This is a genomic window from Micromonospora sp. I033, from assembly GCF_053890995.1.
This window is the reverse complement of the sequence record NZ_JBSSLX010000147.1, coordinates 1-14,964: the sequence shown is the minus strand read 5'-3', so window position 1 is coordinate 14,964 and position 14,964 is coordinate 1. Positions and strand designations below refer to the sequence as shown.

Annotated in this window: 15 protein-coding genes and 1 riboswitch; of the genes, 9 read left to right on the top strand and 6 right to left on the bottom strand. The window is 74.2% G+C overall.

The genetic code is table 11. The features are described 5' to 3' along the window. Positions 1–102: 102 nt before the first annotated feature. The gene (locus ACW0Q9_RS21645) at positions 103–594 is read right to left on the bottom strand and encodes a DUF3145 domain-containing protein (protein ID WP_456184083.1); all 492 of its coding nucleotides are present in this window, start codon (positions 592–594) and stop codon (positions 103–105) included. Positions 595–924: 330 nt separating this feature from the next. Between ACW0Q9_RS21645 and ACW0Q9_RS21640 the strand changes: the two genes are divergently transcribed. Then, entirely contained in the window at positions 925–1,254 is a 330-nt protein-coding gene (locus ACW0Q9_RS21640) for a hypothetical protein (protein WP_151463449.1), read from the top strand. Positions 1,255–1,292: 38 nt separating this feature from the next. Here the strand turns inward: ACW0Q9_RS21640 and ACW0Q9_RS21635 are convergent, their stop codons facing one another. Then, entirely contained in the window at positions 1,293–1,931 is a 639-nt protein-coding gene (locus ACW0Q9_RS21635) for a carbonic anhydrase (protein WP_456184085.1), read from the bottom strand. Positions 1,932–2,083: 152 nt separating this feature from the next. Here ACW0Q9_RS21635 and ACW0Q9_RS21630 point away from each other — a divergent pair, with 152 nt between their 5' ends. The 5 genes from ACW0Q9_RS21630 to ACW0Q9_RS21610 all read left to right on the top strand — a co-directional run bounded on the left by ACW0Q9_RS21630 (position 2,084) and on the right by ACW0Q9_RS21610 (position 8,305). Then, positions 2,084–3,025: an alpha/beta fold hydrolase gene (locus tag ACW0Q9_RS21630; RefSeq protein ID WP_456184081.1), complete on the top strand. Its 942-nt coding sequence runs from the start codon at positions 2,084–2,086 to the stop codon at positions 3,023–3,025. 109 nt (positions 3,026–3,134) lie between these two features. Beyond that, positions 3,135–5,249, top strand: coding sequence for a HelD family protein (locus ACW0Q9_RS21625; RefSeq protein ID WP_456184079.1), 2,115 nt, complete (start codon positions 3,135–3,137; stop codon positions 5,247–5,249). Positions 5,250–5,341: 92 nt separating this feature from the next. Next, positions 5,342–6,256, top strand: a complete 915-nt coding sequence (locus tag ACW0Q9_RS21620; protein WP_456184077.1) for a cation diffusion facilitator family transporter — start codon at positions 5,342–5,344, stop codon at positions 6,254–6,256. 143 nt (positions 6,257–6,399) lie between these two features. Then, positions 6,400–6,530: riboswitch (cyclic di-AMP (ydaO/yuaA leader) on the top strand. Positions 6,531–6,535: 5 nt separating this feature from the next. Next, positions 6,536–7,696 carry a coiled-coil domain-containing protein gene (locus ACW0Q9_RS21615; protein WP_456184075.1) on the top strand — a complete coding sequence of 387 codons (1,161 nt, stop codon included), beginning with the start codon at positions 6,536–6,538 and terminating at the stop codon, positions 7,694–7,696. 96 nt (positions 7,697–7,792) lie between these two features. Further along, positions 7,793–8,305 (top strand): hypothetical protein, encoded by a 513-nt coding sequence (locus ACW0Q9_RS21610; RefSeq protein ID WP_456184073.1) that lies wholly within the window; start codon positions 7,793–7,795, stop codon positions 8,303–8,305. Position 8,306: 1 nt separating this feature from the next. Here ACW0Q9_RS21610 and ACW0Q9_RS21605 read toward each other — a convergent pair whose 3' ends face one another. Beyond that, entirely contained in the window at positions 8,307–8,759 is a 453-nt protein-coding gene (locus ACW0Q9_RS21605; RefSeq protein ID WP_456184071.1) for an SRPBCC family protein, read from the bottom strand. A 104-nt stretch (positions 8,760–8,863) separates the two neighbouring features. Continuing rightward, positions 8,864–9,223, bottom strand: a complete 360-nt coding sequence (locus tag ACW0Q9_RS21600; protein ID WP_357341409.1) for an STAS domain-containing protein — start codon at positions 9,221–9,223, stop codon at positions 8,864–8,866. A gap of 429 nt (positions 9,224–9,652) precedes the next feature. Here ACW0Q9_RS21600 and ACW0Q9_RS21595 point away from each other — a divergent pair, with 429 nt between their 5' ends. Further along, positions 9,653–10,057: a hypothetical protein gene (locus ACW0Q9_RS21595; protein ID WP_456184069.1), complete on the top strand. Its 405-nt coding sequence runs from the start codon at positions 9,653–9,655 to the stop codon at positions 10,055–10,057. Between the two features lie 63 nt (positions 10,058–10,120). Here the strand turns inward: ACW0Q9_RS21595 and ACW0Q9_RS21590 are convergent, their stop codons facing one another. Next, a complete protein-coding gene (locus ACW0Q9_RS21590) occupies positions 10,121–12,814 on the bottom strand; it encodes a cellulose binding domain-containing protein (RefSeq protein ID WP_456184067.1) in 2,694 nt (897 codons plus the stop codon). A 312-nt stretch (positions 12,815–13,126) separates the two neighbouring features. Between ACW0Q9_RS21590 and ACW0Q9_RS21585 the strand changes: the two genes are divergently transcribed. Beyond that, positions 13,127–13,804, top strand: coding sequence for a BON domain-containing protein (locus ACW0Q9_RS21585; protein WP_456184065.1), 678 nt, complete (start codon positions 13,127–13,129; stop codon positions 13,802–13,804). 59 nt (positions 13,805–13,863) lie between these two features. Then, positions 13,864–14,415, top strand: coding sequence for a DsbA family protein (locus ACW0Q9_RS21580; RefSeq protein WP_456184063.1), 552 nt, complete (start codon positions 13,864–13,866; stop codon positions 14,413–14,415). A 27-nt stretch (positions 14,416–14,442) separates the two neighbouring features. Here the strand turns inward: ACW0Q9_RS21580 and ACW0Q9_RS21575 are convergent. After that, a partial coding sequence (locus tag ACW0Q9_RS21575; RefSeq protein WP_456184061.1) for a helix-turn-helix transcriptional regulator occupies positions 14,443–14,964 on the bottom strand: 522 nt, incomplete at its 5' end.

Genomic DNA, 14,964 nt, shown 5'->3' with positions numbered 1-14,964 from the left:
CACCCGGAGACGAGGAGCGCGGTCAGTGCGGCGAGCGCGACGCCGGCGCGACGCGGGGAAATCGACACGGGCCCCACCGTATCGGGGCAACTTGGTCTTCCGTCACCCCACCCGGGTGAGCAGCGTCACCGGCGCGCCGTCCCCGGCGTACCGGTAGGGCTCCAGTTCGGCGTCCCAGGCGGTGCCGAGGGCCTTGTCCAGGGCGTGCGCCAGCGCCTCCGGGGCCCGGGCGGAGGCCATGATGCTGCGGAGCCGGTCCTCGCCGAGCTGGATGTCGCCGGCCGCGCCGACGGTGGCCCGGAACAGGCCGCGCCCCGGGACGTACATGAAGCGCTCGCCGTCGACCCCCGGGCTGGGCTCCTCGGTCACCTCGAAACGGATCATGGGCCACTGCCGGAGGGCAGCAGCCAGCTCGGCGCCCGTCCCCGGGCTGCCGGTCCACCCGCACTCGGCGCGCCGCGCCCCGGGATCGACGGGCTGGGCCGTCCAGCGCAGGTTGACCGGCGCGGCGAGGACGCGCGCGATCGCCCACTCGACGTGCGAGCACACGGCGAGCGGGGTCGAGTGGACGTATACGACGCCACGCGTTGGCACGGTGACCTCCCGGTGAGCCGAGGTGCGTCTTCCCCTACGACCTCGTCCACGCGAGTGGCCTCTGCAACACATGATGACCCGTGTGACGGATGGTGCGCCAGCGAATCGGAAAATTCGCCGGGCCCGGGGGCCGGGAAATACCCGGGCGGCTGACCCGGTTGTGCTCCCTGACGGCGCGACGACCAGCCAGGCGTCGTGGTCGTGTACAGTTCTCTGGGCGGTTCTGTGCCGCCGCACGTCTTCGCGGGCTGACGCTCACCCCGGGCGTCAAACCGCACATCAGCCCCCGGACGTTTTCCGTCCTCCCGTACGTCTGCAAGGAGTACCTCCGTGGCGAGCAACACCTCTAAGACCGCGCGCGCGTCAGTCCGGGCCGGCCAGGCTGGCCAGGGTGGCGCCCTCAGCGTTCTGGGCGAGTTCAAGTACCTGATCCCGCTGAACGGCGGCAAGCACGCCTACGTGCGCAACCTGACCAACGGCAAGACCGCGCACCTGCGCACCGACTCCGAGGCCTTCGTCGAGGAGATCCGGGTGCTGGCCGCCGCCGGCCACGCCGCCAAGGTCCGCGCCGAGATCAACGCTCTCGCCGCCACCCACCCGGACCACGGCTGGGACAAGACCGAGAAGCGTCTCGTCGAGGCCGGCGTCTTCGAGGGCTGAGCGCCCTCACCCGCGACACCAGGAACCGCCCGCCGGGGTCACCCCGGCGGGCGGTTCTGTCTCTCCGGCTCCTCGGGCAGCAACGCCACCTCGCCGGTGGCCAGGTCGTAGAGGGCGCCCACCACGGCGACCTCCCCGGCCGCCACCGGGCCGGCCAGCAGGTCGTCGGCGCGCAGGATGCCCACCGTGCGCCGGACGTGCCGGCGGATGGCGAGCCGGTGGGCGTCCGGGTCGTCCGCGCCGACCTCGTGCACCGCCGGCGCGATCCGGTCCACCACGTAGCCCAGCGAGCCGCCCGGCCGCCGGCCGGTGCGCAGCGCGTCGACCGCCGAGCCGACCGCGCCGCAGCGCTCGTGCCCCAGCACCATCACCAGCCGCACGCCGAGCTGCCCCACCACGTACTCGATCGAGCCGCAGACCGCCCGGTCGATCACGTGCGCGCCCGTGCGGATCACGCAGATCGAGCCGAACGTCTGGTCGAAGATCGCCTCCAGCGGCACCCGGGAGTCGATGCAGCCCAGCACCACCGCGTACGGCTGCTGGTCGCCGGAGGCCACTGCCGCGGCGGCGGTCACGTCGTGGCCGTGCACCGGCTGCCCGCTGACGAAGCGCCGGTTGCCGGCGAGCAGCTCGGCCAGGGCGGTCCGGGGTGTCCGGGCGGCGGGGGTGGGCGGCATGCCCTCCAGCCTGGTCACCGATCCGACGCCGCGAGCCGGGTTGCGAATCTTCTCACCACCCCGGTTGCCGTGCTGTCATGACGGGTACGCCGGTGTTACCGCCGGGTCACTCCGGTGCGACAGACACCGGTCGGCCCGGGGGAGGTGGACCCATGCCGGAGCACCTGGAGGTGCGGCTTCCTGACGGCGTACGCCTGCACGTGGCGGCGACCGGGCCGGTCGACGCCGAGGTCACCGCGATCCTGCTGCACGGCTGGACGCTGGACGGGCGCAGCTGGCACCGGCAGCTCGCCGACCTGCGCGACCGCTTCGGCGACCGGGCCCGGGTGGTGACCTACGACGCCCGTGGGCACGGCCGGTCGAGCTGCATGGCGCTGCGCACCGCCACCGTGGCCCAGCTCGGCGACGACCTGGCCGCCGTGGTCGACCAGCTCGTCCCGTCCGGGAAGGTCGTGCTGGTCGGGCACTCGATGGGCGGGATGACCGTGATGGAGTACGCCCACCGCCACCCCGACCACTTCGCCGCCCGCACGGCCGGCCTGGTCTTCGTCTCGACCACCGCCGAGGGGCACACCCACACCGTCTACGGGCTCTCCCCCCGGATCGCCCGGCTGATCCGGCTCGCGGAGACCACCGGGGCCGGGGTGCTGGCCCGCTGCGGCGCCTGGCGCCCGCCGCACGCGCTGCTGCGCGCGCTGCGCCCGAGCATCCGCTGGATGCTCTTCGGCGACCGCTGCGAACCCGCCGACATCCGGCTGGTCACCTCGGCGGTGGCGCACGCCTCGCTGCGCTCGATCGGCGGGTTCCGCGCCTCGATCGGGGCCCAGCACCGGCTGGACACCCTCGCGGCGCTGGGCCGGCTGCCGGCCGCCGCGCTGGTCGGCGACCGGGACCGGCTCACCCCGCCGCCCTGCGCCGAGTCGATCGCCGCGGCGCTGCCCACCACCGAGCTGACCGTCTGCCCGGGCGCCGGCCACATGCTGATGATGGAGCGCCCCGAGGAGGTGAACGGCGCCGTCGCCGGGGTGTTGCACCAGGTGCTCACGGGGACGGGCGCGGGCACGTCCGGGCAGCGGGTGGGAACGCCCGGATAACGGGCAACCGGCACCGGCGGGCCGCGGGCAGCGGCATGGCCCCGCGAGGGGGCGCGTGGGCAGCCCGTACCCTCATTCAGCCCGCCGTCTGAGCACAGGAGCCCCCGCGTTGAGCGACCAGACCACCCTGGAACGGGAGATCGCCGCCGAACAGCGGCATCTCGACCGGGTGTACGCCCGGCTGGCGGAACTGCGTCGGTCGGCCGCCGACGCCGAGCGGGAGGGCTACCGGCTGGCCCGGGTCGGCAACTTCGGCGCGCTGGTCGAGCGGGACGCGATGGTCTTCCACGCGGCGCAGCGCCGGCACGTGCTGGACGCGGAGCACGAGGGACTGGTCTTCGGCCGGCTGGACCTGCGTACCGGGCAGGTGCTGCACGTGGGGCGGCTCGGGGTGCGCGGCGAGAACGCCGAGACGCTGGTGGTGGACTGGCGGGCGCCGGCCGCCGCCGCGTTCTACCAGGCCACGCCGGCCGAGCCGCGTGGCGTGGTGCGGCGGCGCACGATCCAGTCGTCGGCGGAGCGGATCACCCGGATCGAGGACGACCTGCTGGACCCGGAGTCGGCGCCGCCGGACATGGCGGTGGTCGGCGACGGCGCGCTGCTGGCCACCCTCTCCCGGGCCACCGGGCACGGCATGCGGGACATCGTCGCCACCATCCAGCGGGAGCAGGACGAGGCGATCCGCTCCCCCGGCAACGGCGTCACGATCGTCTCCGGCGGCCCGGGCACCGGCAAGACCGCGGTGGCCCTGCACCGGGCCGCCTACCTGCTCTACTCCGACCGGGCCCGCTACGCCGGCGGGGGCATCCTGGTGGTCGGCCCGTCGAGCGTGTTCGTCCAGTACATCGCCTCGGTGCTCCCCTCGCTCGGCGAGGAGACGGCCACCCTGCACTCGCTCGGCTCGCTCTTTCCCGGGGTCTCGGTGACCCGGACGGATCCGCCCGAGGTGGCGGCCGTGAAGGGTTCGCTGCGGATGCGCCGGGTGCTGGAGCGCGCGGTCCGGGACGCGGTGCCCGACTCCCCCGCCGAGCTGCGCCTGCTCTACCGGGGCGAGCTGCTCCGGCTGGAGCGCGCCGAGCTGGACGCGATCCGGGACCGGACGCTGTCCCGTGGCGCGCGCCGCAACGAGGTGCGCCGGGCGGCCTTCGACGCGGTCCTCGCCGCCCTCTGGGCGCAGGCCCGCGGGCTGCGGATCGGCCGGCTGCCGGAGCAGCCCGCCTTCGAGGACGAGATCATCGAGCGGCCGGAGTTCCGCGAGTTCCTCAAGGCCTGGTGGCCCCGACTGCACCCGCGCCACGTGCTGGGCTGGCTGGCCCGCCCGGAGCGGCTGCGCCGGTACGCCGGTGGCGTCCTCTCCGGGGCCGAGATCCGGCTGCTGACCGGGGCGTACCGGAGCCTGGGCGCCGAGGGGCCGACCATCGCCGACGTGGCGCTGCTGGACGAGCTGGACGCGCTGCTCGGCCGGCCGGTGCAGCGGGCGAAGCCGAAGCGGGACCCGTTCCAGCTGGCCGGCGGCGTCCGCGAGCTGAGCACGTTCGCCGACCGGCAGCGGGCCGCCCGGGCCGCAGCCCGGGAGCGCCCCGAGGACTACCGCGACTACGCCCACGTGGTGGTCGACGAGTCGCAGGACGTCTCGCCGATGCAGTGGCGGATGATCGGCCGGCGGGGCCGGCTGGCCTCCTGGACGGTGGTGGGCGACCCGGCGCAGACCGCCTGGACCGGCGACCCGCAGGAGCTGGCGCGGGCCCGGGACCAGGCGCTGGGCCGGCGCCGCCGGCACCGGTACGAGCTGACCACCAACTACCGCAACTCGGCCGAGATCTTCGCGGTGGCGGCCGCGGAGATCCACCGCGTGCACCCGGACCTCGCCCTGCCCACCGCGGTCCGCTCCACCGGCGTGGCACCGGTCGAGCGGACCGTGCCCGCCGCCGACCTGGCCGCCGCCACCGCGGCGGCGGCCCGCGCGCTGCTGGCCGAGGTCGAGGGCACGGTGGGGGTGATCACGCCGGTGCCGCGCCGGGACGAGGTGGCCGGCTGGCTGGGTGACCTCGGCGGCCGGCTCCAGGTGGTGACCAGCCTCCAGGCCAAGGGCATGGAGTACGACGGGGTCGTGCTGGTCGCCCCGAGCGAGATCCGGGCCGATCCGGGGTCGGGCGTCCGCACCCTCTACGTGGCGCTCTCCCGGGCCACCCAGCGCCTGACCACGCTCGACCCGGTCGGCTGACGACGGCTCCCCGCCCCCGGCCTTCACTTGCACATATAGCGATGTGAGCATAGATTGAGCCCGGCCGGGGCGACGGACGAGAGGGTGTGGGCGTGGGCGCAGGTCATGACCACAGCGGCGCGGTGGCCAACGCCGCGCACCGCCACCGGGGTCGACTCTGGGGTGCCTTCGCGCTGCTCACCGCCCTGATGGTGGTCGAGGCGGTGGCCGCGTTCGCCACCGGCTCGCTGGCCCTCCTCTCCGACGCCGGGCACATGTTCACCGACGTCCTCGGCATCGGCATGGCGCTCGCCGCGATCACCGCCACCCGGCACGCGGACACCGACCCGCAGCGCACCTTCGGGCTCTACCGGCTGGAGGTGCTGGCCGCGCTGGCCAACGCGGTGCTGCTCGGCGCCGTGGCCGTCTACGTCGTGATCGAGGCGGTACGCCGGTTCGGCGAGCCGCCGGAGGTGCTCGCCGGGCCGATGCTCGCCGTGGCGGTGCTCGGCCTGCTCGCCAACATCGCCGCGTTCGCGCTGCTGCGCGCCGGCGCGGAGGAGAGCATCAACCTGCGGGGGGCGTACCTGGAGGTGCTGGGCGACCTGCTCGGCTCGCTCGGGGTGATCGGCGCCGCCGTGGTCATCGCGGTCACCGACTGGTGGTGGGCCGACCCGCTGGTCGCCGTGGCGATCGGGCTGTTCATCCTGCCGCGTACGTGGCGGCTCGGCCGGGCCGCGGTGCGGATCCTGGTGCAGGCCGCCCCGGAGCACCTCCAGGTGACCGCGGTGCACGACCGGCTGGCCGCGGTGCCCGGCGTCGCCGAGGTGCACGACCTGCACGTCTGGACGCTCACGTCCGGCATGGAGGTGGCCTCGGCACACCTGACCATGGCCCCGGGGGCCGAGGTCGGCGAGGTGCTGGCCGCCGCCCGGGCCGCCCTGCACGAGGACTTCTCGATCGACCACGCGACGTTACAGATCGAACCCGGAGCGTCCCCCGGGGCCTGTGGTGCGGTCGAGTGGTAATTAGGGCAATCTTAAATCCAAGTGGCTATTGTGCACTTATGCCGGTTTTGACCGGGCCACCGGCTCCCACCAGCGGAGCCGGCCCCGGACAGCGCCGGTAGGCTCGGTCGCGGCCTCCGCCGGGCGGCGCCCACCGGCGCCTGCGGTGGCCGGCGCCTAATCGCCCGCAGGGGCGAGCCGGGGAACCACGTTCGTGGGGTGCATCCGCGTCAGCGGTAGGGATCTTCCGTCCCGAACCCGTCAGCTAACCCGGTCGGCGGTTGACGGAAGGACACGTGAATGCCCCCAGTGGCACCTGTACGACGGACGGTCGCCCGGTTGGCGGCCCTGCTCGTCGCGACGCTCGCCCTCGGCGTCGTGACCGCGCCGGTCTCCCCCGCTTCAGCGGGTGCGGTGGCTTCCCCGACCGGCCTGCTCGCCGCCGCACCCGCTTCGGCGGCTTCCCCGACCGGCCTGCTCGCCGCCGCACCCGCTTCGGCGGCTTCCCCGACCGGCCTGCTCGCCGCCGCACCCGGCGACGACGAGGGCGGCACGCCGGCGCTGCGCGCCCAGCTCGACGCGGCCAGCAAGGGCTGGCTGGAGGCGCGGGCCGCGCTCAACCGCTCGGTGACCCGGCAACAGCAGCTCACCGCCCAGCTCAAGACGGTCAACGCCGAGTTGACCGTCCGGGACGCCAAGGTCGGCGAGATCGCCGGGGTGGCGTACCGGGCCGGGCGGATGGGCACGGCCGCGGCCCTGCTCGACAGCAGCAGCCCGCAGGGCTTCATGGACCGCGCGGCGGCGCTGGAGCAGGTGGCCGCGCACGAGGACCGGGTGCTGCGCGACCTGATCGAGACCCGGGACGAGGCCAACCGCACCCAGGCCGCGCTCACCGGCGAGATCCGGGAGCAGCGCAAGCAGGTCGCCGTGATGGCCAAGCGCAAGCAGCAGGCCGAACGCGCCCTGGAGGTGGCGAACGACCGGGCATCGAGCAGCGGCGGCGGCAGCGTGCAGGGCACCTCCTCGGCGAACGCCAAGCCGGCCCCGCGCAACGCCGACGGCTCCTGGCCGCCGGAGTCGTGCAGCGTCAACGACCCGACGCCCGCCGACGGCTGCATCACCCCGCGTACGCTGCACGCGCTCCAGCAGGCCAAGGCGGCCGGCTTCACCCGGTACGTCTCCTGCTACCGGCCCAGCGGCTCGGGCGAGCACCCGAAGGGGCGGGCCTGCGACTTCGCCGCGCAGAAGGACGGCTTCGGCGGCGTGGCCACCGGCGGCGACCGGACCTACGGCAACAACCTCGCCGCCTACTTCGTCCGCAACGCCGACCCGCTCGCCGTCCTCTACGTGATCTGGTACAAGCAGATCTGGCTGCCCAGCAGCGGCTGGAAGGCGTACAGCGGCGGCAACGGCGACCCGTCCAGCGACCACACCAACCACGTGCACCTGTCGGTGTACTGACCGCCCCGGCGGCACCCGGCCTACGCCCCACGACGTACGCCGGGTGTCGCCGCGCGGCCCACGACGCGGCGCCGGCCAGGGCCGAGCATCGGGGGCATGACTGGTCGACTCTCCCCCGCCGGGCGCAAGGCCCTGCTCACCCTGCACCTGGTCACCTCGCTGGGCTGGCTCGGCGCCGACCTGGTGCTGCTCGCCCTCGGCGTGGCCGGGCTGCGCGGGGCCGACCCCGAGGTGGTCTATCCGGCGGCCGCGCTCCTGGTCACCTGGCTGTTCGCCCCGCTGAGCGTGGTGGTCTGGCTGGTCGGGCTGGCCAGTGCGCTGCTCACCCCGTGGGGGCTGCTGCGCTGGCGCTGGGTGCTGGTGAAGTTCGCCGTCACCACGGTGGTGCTCACGCTGGTGCTGCTACTGCTCACCCCGCGGATCCGCCATCTCGGCGAGCTGGCCGGGGCGGCCGACGCCCACCTGCGCGTCGACCTGGTGGTCGCACCGACCGCCTCCAGCACGCTGCTGCTCGTCGTCACCGTGCTGTCCACGTACAAGCCGTGGGGGCGGCTGCGGCCGGCCCGCCCGGCGGCCCGTCGACCGGTGGCCGCCGGACGACCCGGCTGAGTCAGGCCGCCTGCCCCTCCAGGGTGGCGCCGAGCCGGCTGGCCAGCCCGAGGTGCGCCGCCCGGGCCTGCCGGAAGGCGTACCCGAACAGGGGTGCCGGCGCGGAGAGGGTGATCTCCACGTCGATCCGCACCACCCCGTCGGGCTCGTCGCGGAGCCGGGTGTGGTTTCGCACCGTGGTGGCCGGCTGCTGCCGGGCCACGGTGACCACCTCGTCCTCGTTGGCGATCAGCACGTCGGCCTGGTAGGTGACCGGGAAGTGCAGCGGGCCGAGCGCCAGCCGGTCGGTGATGGCGTAGCTGGCGAGCGCGCCCGGGCGGGGCGGCAGTTGCCGGACCCGGACGATCAGCGGATGCAGCTCGCCCTGCCGGCTCAGGTCGCCGAGCAGGGCCACCGCGTGCGCCCGGGTGCACCGGGCCTGCACGGTGTAGCTGAAGCTGTCGCTGCTGAGCAAGCGGTACCCCCTCGCCGTCGTGAGTTCGCACGATCGTCCCGTACGGGAGCCGGGCTGGCAACGGGTCGGAAGTCCCTGGCGGCTACAACGAGGGTGGGGGCGGATCAGGCGCCGGGGAGCACCTCGGGGGTGCTGTCGGCGAACCAGGGCTCGGGCGCGCCGAAGAGGCCGAGCAGGCCGGTCACCCAGAGCTGCCGGTGCACGAACCGGCTCGGCTCGGTGACCACCAGCTTGACGCCGCTGACCTCGCAGGTCTGGAAGCCGGCGACCATGGCGCTGATGCCGACCGAGTCGATGAAGGTGACGAGCCGCATGTTGAGCTCGATCCGGGAGGGGCGGCCCTTGGCGAGCACCTCGGCAATCGCTTCCCGCACCTCGTACGCGGTGTCGACGTCGATCTCCCCACGCGGGGCGATCTGGACGACACCACCCGACAGCACCGACTTCACGATCGACAGGCTCACGCGAGCACCTCCACTCGCCCAACTGGGCGCCTCATCAGTACGCGGGCCGCGACCGAGAGTATTCCTCCGACGGCCTCGGTCGCCACCCCTCGGGATGAGCAATTCGCGGACTGGGCACACCTGGGCATCCCAATCCGGACCTCCGGGCTCCTATTTCCCTGCGGCGCGGATCCCAACCGGTCGATCGACCGGTCCGGTCCCGGCCGATCCGCCGACCCAGGGTAGCGGGCCGGCGCTCGCCCGGGTGGCACCCGACCCCGGCGCGTTCGAGTGGTTCGTCCCACGCGGACCCCGGTCGGTGTCAGCCGCCCCACCCGGGGGTTTGCGCCGGGTCCGGTCGGGGCACTGCTCCGGTGAGCGAACCGTCACGCGCGACGACACGGAGTCCGAACCGGCCGCCGGACTCCGGCACCCCGAGGAGGTAACACGATGTTCGGATCCACCCTGCTGGACCGCCGCAGCAAGCCCGAGCGGGTCGCCGACCAGGCGTGGCAGCACCTGCTCTCCGCCGTCGGCACCGCCGGCGACAGCGTGCGGGACGCCGCCCGCTCGGCCCGCCGCAACTCCTCCGGCCTCGCCGACGACGCCACCGACCTGGTCGGGTCCGCCGCCGAGGAGGCCCGCCGCCGGGCCAGCCTCGCCTTCGACGCGCTCGCCGGCCGCCGGCCGGCGCTGCCCTGGACGCTGCTGATCGCCGCGGCGCTGGCCGGCGCGGCGATCGGCTGGGCCGCCGGCACCGCCGCGCGGGCCGCCGGCAGCCGGGAGCGGGATGTCGACGAGATCGAGTTCGTGGACGTCGACCGCCCCAACTCCCCCGCCGGCCTCGACGGCTGAACCCGACGCGACGGTGGCCGCCCCCGGACGTCGGGGACGGCCACCGTCGTGTGTGCGGTGTGCTCAGCGGGCGGTGCAGGAGGGCGTCGGGGCGCGGTTCGCGCCCGGGTAGGTGCCGGTGAAGCCGACCGTGGTGACCCCGCCGACGCCGAGGTTGCCGTTCCAGCCGGCGTCCCGGACCGTCACGGCCGAGCCGGTCTGCGTGTACGACCCGTTCCAGAGCTGGGTGATCCGCTGGCCGTCCGGGAAGGTCCAGGTGACCGTCCACCCGGCGATCGGGGCGGTGCCGGAGTTGCGCACCGTCACCTCGCCCTGGAAGCCGCCCGGCCAGGAGTTCGTCACCGCGTACGTGGCCGTGCAGCCGCCACCGGTGGGCGACGGGCTGGGCGAGGTCGGCGTCGGGCTGGGCGAGGTCGGCGACGGGCTCGCCGAGGTGGGCGTCGGGCTCGGCGTGCCGCCGAGCCGGTCCGCGACCAGGATGCCCCGGCCGTTGGTGCCCAGGTAGACCCGGCCGTGGACCCGCGGGTCGCCGGTGAGCGCCTCGCCCGCGTTGCCGTACTGGTGCTGGTCGTCGTTGATCCGCACCCAGGCCGCGCCGGCGTTGTCCGAGCGGTAGACGCCGTGCCTGCCGTCCACGGTGCCCACGGTGAACAGCGCCGGGTACGTCTGCCCGGGCGCCGCCTTGCCGAACCCCACGTTGACCGTCGAGGTGACGCCCGCCAGCTTGGTGAAGCTCGCGCCGGAGTCGGTGGAGTGCCACAGCCCGCCCTCGCCGGCCAGCCAGACGTCACCCTCCCGGCCCGGCACGGCCTTGACCTTGGCCCCGCTCGTCGGCAGGCCGCTCGCCGCGGTGGCGCTGAAGCTCGCGCCGCCGTTGGTGCTGACGTGGAACTTCCCGCCGCTGACGCCGTAGAACGTGTTCGGGTTGACCCGGTCGGACTCCACGACGGCGTTGGCCGGGATGCCGGTCGCGGCGGTCCACGAGGTGCCGAAGCCGACCGAGCGGACCACCTGCTGGCCGGCGTCCCCGGGTGCCCAGACGAACTGGCTGCCGTCGGCGGAGGCGGCCACCGTGCCGCCGCTGTTGATGCCGGACGGCTCGCTGCCCTGGAACCAGTTCGCCCCGCCGTCGGTGGAGAACGCCACGTGGCTGTCGTTGGGGCGATCGGCGTCGGTGAAGTTGCCGGCCCGGACCAGCACCGCCGGCTTGGCCTCGGCGTAGTCGAGGCTGGTGGTGCTGGTGAAGACCGGCTGGGTGAACATCATCGGCGGCACCGCGGCCAGGTCGGCGTGGCGGAAACCGCCGATGTCCCCGAGCGCGCTGAGCAGCGGCGCGCCCGAGGGCGGGCTGACCAGGTCGAGCACCGCCGTCTCCTCCAGCCCCCTCACCATCGGCCGGATGGTGACCTGGCCGCCGGTGTCCCATTTCGTCAGGTCGGTGGTGCCGTAGACGGTGGCGCCGGTGCCGTACATCATCCGGTTGCTGTCGAACGGGTCGATCTCCAGCGACTCGTTCATCCAGCCCAGCTTCGGGCTCTCCTCCGGCGGGGACGGATTGGTGCCGAAGGTCAGCCAGGGCACCGAGGAGACGTCCATCGTGTACTTCTTGGCGCGGGTCGGGTAGCCGGCGAAGTCCCAGATCCGGCTCCAGGTGGCGCCGCCGTCGGTGCTGCGCCAGAAGATGGCGTCCGGCCACCAGGAGACCTGGGTGGCGACCATCAGGGTGTTCGGGCGTTGCCGGTCGATGGTCAGCCCGGAGTAGCCGAAGTAGGCGTCGGCGCTGGACGACGGGACCGGGCTGATCTGTGCCCAGGCGCCGGTGGCCCGGTTGAACTTCCACACGTCGCCCTTGCCGCCGTCGTACGGGCCGCCGGTGTCGCTGGTGGCGATGTAGAGGTAGCCGCCGACCGGGTCGACCACACCCTTGTGGGCCAGGTAACCGGTGGGCTGGCCGGGGATCCGCTCCCAGGTGGCGCCGCCGTCGGTGCTGCGGTAGACGGGGTTCTGCTTGTCGGCCACGCCGACGTAGACGGTCTGCGTGGCGCTGCCGGGCGTACCCGTGCTCTTGTCGAAGCTGACCCAGGTCAGGCCCTGGTTCTGGCTCTGGTAGCCGGAGCTGTCGTTCGGGTCGGCCCGGTAGTTGCCGACGTTGGGAAAGCTGGTCACCCTGGCCCAGGTCACCCCGTGGTCGGTGCTGCGCCACAGGCCGTTGCCGCCCTCGGCGCCGTAGTAGACGATGCTGTTCCGGTTCGGGTCCACGGCGAGCCGCTCCCCCATGCCGCGGCCGGGCATGTTGCCGCCGTTCTTGAACGGCAGCGCGGTGGCCTGCCAGGTGGCGCCCTTGTCGGTGGAGCGCAGGATGGCCCCGTTGTTCGGGTCCCAGTCGTTGGTGTACATGCCGACCGCGGCGTACACCCGGTTGGTCTGCACCGGGTCGGTGGCGATGCTGACCACGCCGTTCCAGCCCCACCGGTCGGCGCCGACCCAGTCCAGCAGCGGCGTCCAGGACTGGGTCGACTGCTCCCAGCGGTACGCCCCGCCGATGTCGGTGCGCGCGTAGATGAGGTTCTTCTCGGTCTGGTTGAAGATGATGCCGGGGACGAAGCCGCCGCCGTCGATCCGGACGTTCTTCCAGCTGTACGGCTCGGCCGAGGCGGCGGCGGCCGGGGTGGCGGGTGCGGCGGCGAACTGCACGACGACGGCGGCCGCCGTGGCGGCCAGCGCGGCGGCGGCCACGCCGGCGAGACTCCTGCGCATGGGCGGTTCCTCTCGGTTGCCCGGGTGGTGGGACGGGGAGCGACGCGCGCGCGGTCGGTGGGCGACCGTGCCCTGACGAGTCGGGGGATGTCGGGGAGCTGCCCGGGCTCCCCGTCGGCGTGCTTGGCTCCCACAGCCGAGGGACATTCACCTTAACCGCTGGATCCGGAGTTTGGAAGCGCTCCCAGGGATGCGGTCCACCCGGATCGGGTGAGGGCGGGTCACCCGGGGCGCGCACAGGATCGGGGTTGCGGGACTCCGTGCCGGCGGAGCCCGGCGGACCGCGAACCGATCCCGGGAGGGGAGGCCAGCATGGCCACCGCGACGACCACCCGCACCGACCAGGAGATCCAGTCGGCCGTCCTCGACGAGCTGACCTGGGAGCCCCGGGTACGCCCCAACGAGATCGGGGTGACCGTCACCGAGGGGGTGGTGACGCTGAGCGGCTGGGTGGACAGCTACGCCAAGAAGTGGGCCGCCGAGCGGGCCGCCCACCGGGTGCCCCGGGTCCGGGCGGTCGCCAACGACCTCGCCGTCCGGATCGCCACCTCGGCCGAGAAGAGCGACCCGGAGATCGCCACCGCGGCGAGCCGCGCCCTGGAGTGGGACGCGTTCGTGCCGATCGAGGCGCTGAACGTGACCGTCGCCGACGGCTGGGTCACCCTGCACGGCGAGGTCGAGTGGGAGTACCAGCGCCGGGCCGCCGAGCGGTCGGTCGCCCGGCTCACCGGCGTACGCGGGGTGAGCAACGGCATCACCGTGCGGCCCAGCGCCCGCCCCGACGGGCGCGAGCTGGCCGAGCGGATCGTGGACGCGCTGGCCCGCAACGGCGCCACCGAGGCGGAGGGCGTCAGCGTCCGGGTGCACGGCGACACCGTGCTGCTGGAAGGGCTGGTCCACTCGGCCGGCGAGCGCGAGGACATCGAGCGGGTGGTGTGGAGCGCCCCCGGCATCCGGGAGGTGCACAACCACGTGACCGTCGGGCGGTGAACCGGACCACCCGGGCCGGGTGATCCCGGCTCACCCCGTCGCGGGCGAGGGTGGGAGGCATGACCACCCCACTGCAGGTCAGCACCGCCCGGCTGGGGCTCCCGGTGACCGGGATGGACCACGTCCGCGGGCCGGCCGACGCGCCGGTCACCCTCGTGGAGTACGGCGACTTCCAGTGCCGGTTCTGCGGGGCCGCGTACCGCAACCTGGCGGAGGTGCTGCGCCAGCGCGCCGACACCGTCCGGCTGGTCTACCGGCACTTCCCCATCGCCAACGTCCACCCGTACGCGGAGGGCGCGGCGGAGACCGCCGAGGCGGCCGGCCGGCGGGGGCGGTTCTGGGAGATGCACGACTGGCTCTACGAGCACCAGGACCAACTCGATCCGGTGCACCTGTCGCTCGGCGTCGAGCAGCTCGGGCTGCCGCCCGAGGAGGTCGGCGCGGAGGTGGGGCGGCAGGTTCACGCCGACCGGGTCCGGCAGGACTTCGTGGGCGGGATCCGCAGCGGGGTCACCGGGACCCCGACGCTCTTCGTCAACGAGATCCGCCACGACGGTGGCTACGACCTGGCGGAGCTGCTGGCCGCCGTGGACGCCGCCGCGACCGCCTAGCCCCGCCCCGGCCGCCGGCCCCGCCGGTCAGATCAGTCGCAGTTCGCGCGCCCGCCGGACGGCCTCCCGCCGGCGGGTCGCGTCGAGCTTGCGGTAGATGTTGCGCACGTGGGTCTTGACCGTGTTGACCGACAGCGACAGCTCGCTGGCGATCTCCACGTTGGACAGGATGCTCTGCAGGTACCGCAGGATGGTCAGCTCCCGCTCGGTGAGCGGTTCGTCCAGCGTCCGCTCCGGGGCGGCCGGGCGCTCCGGCGGCTCGTCGGCCCGCCGCTCGTCGGCCCCCCGGACCAGATCGCTCACCGTCGCCCAGTGCGCCGTGCCGGAGTCCAGGTGCGCGGCGAGCAGGTCGCGGACGCCCGGCTCGGCGCGGGTGAAGACCCGCCGGCAGCCCTCCGGCTCGGCCAGGTCCAGCACCTGCTCCAGGATCCGCCCGGCCCGGCGGTCGTCGCCGGCCGAGCCGGTCAGCACGGCGTCGAGCAGCCCGGCGGCGAGCCGAACGGGCAGCGGCCAGGCTTCGGCGTCCGGTCCGGTCCAGTCGGGCAGCGC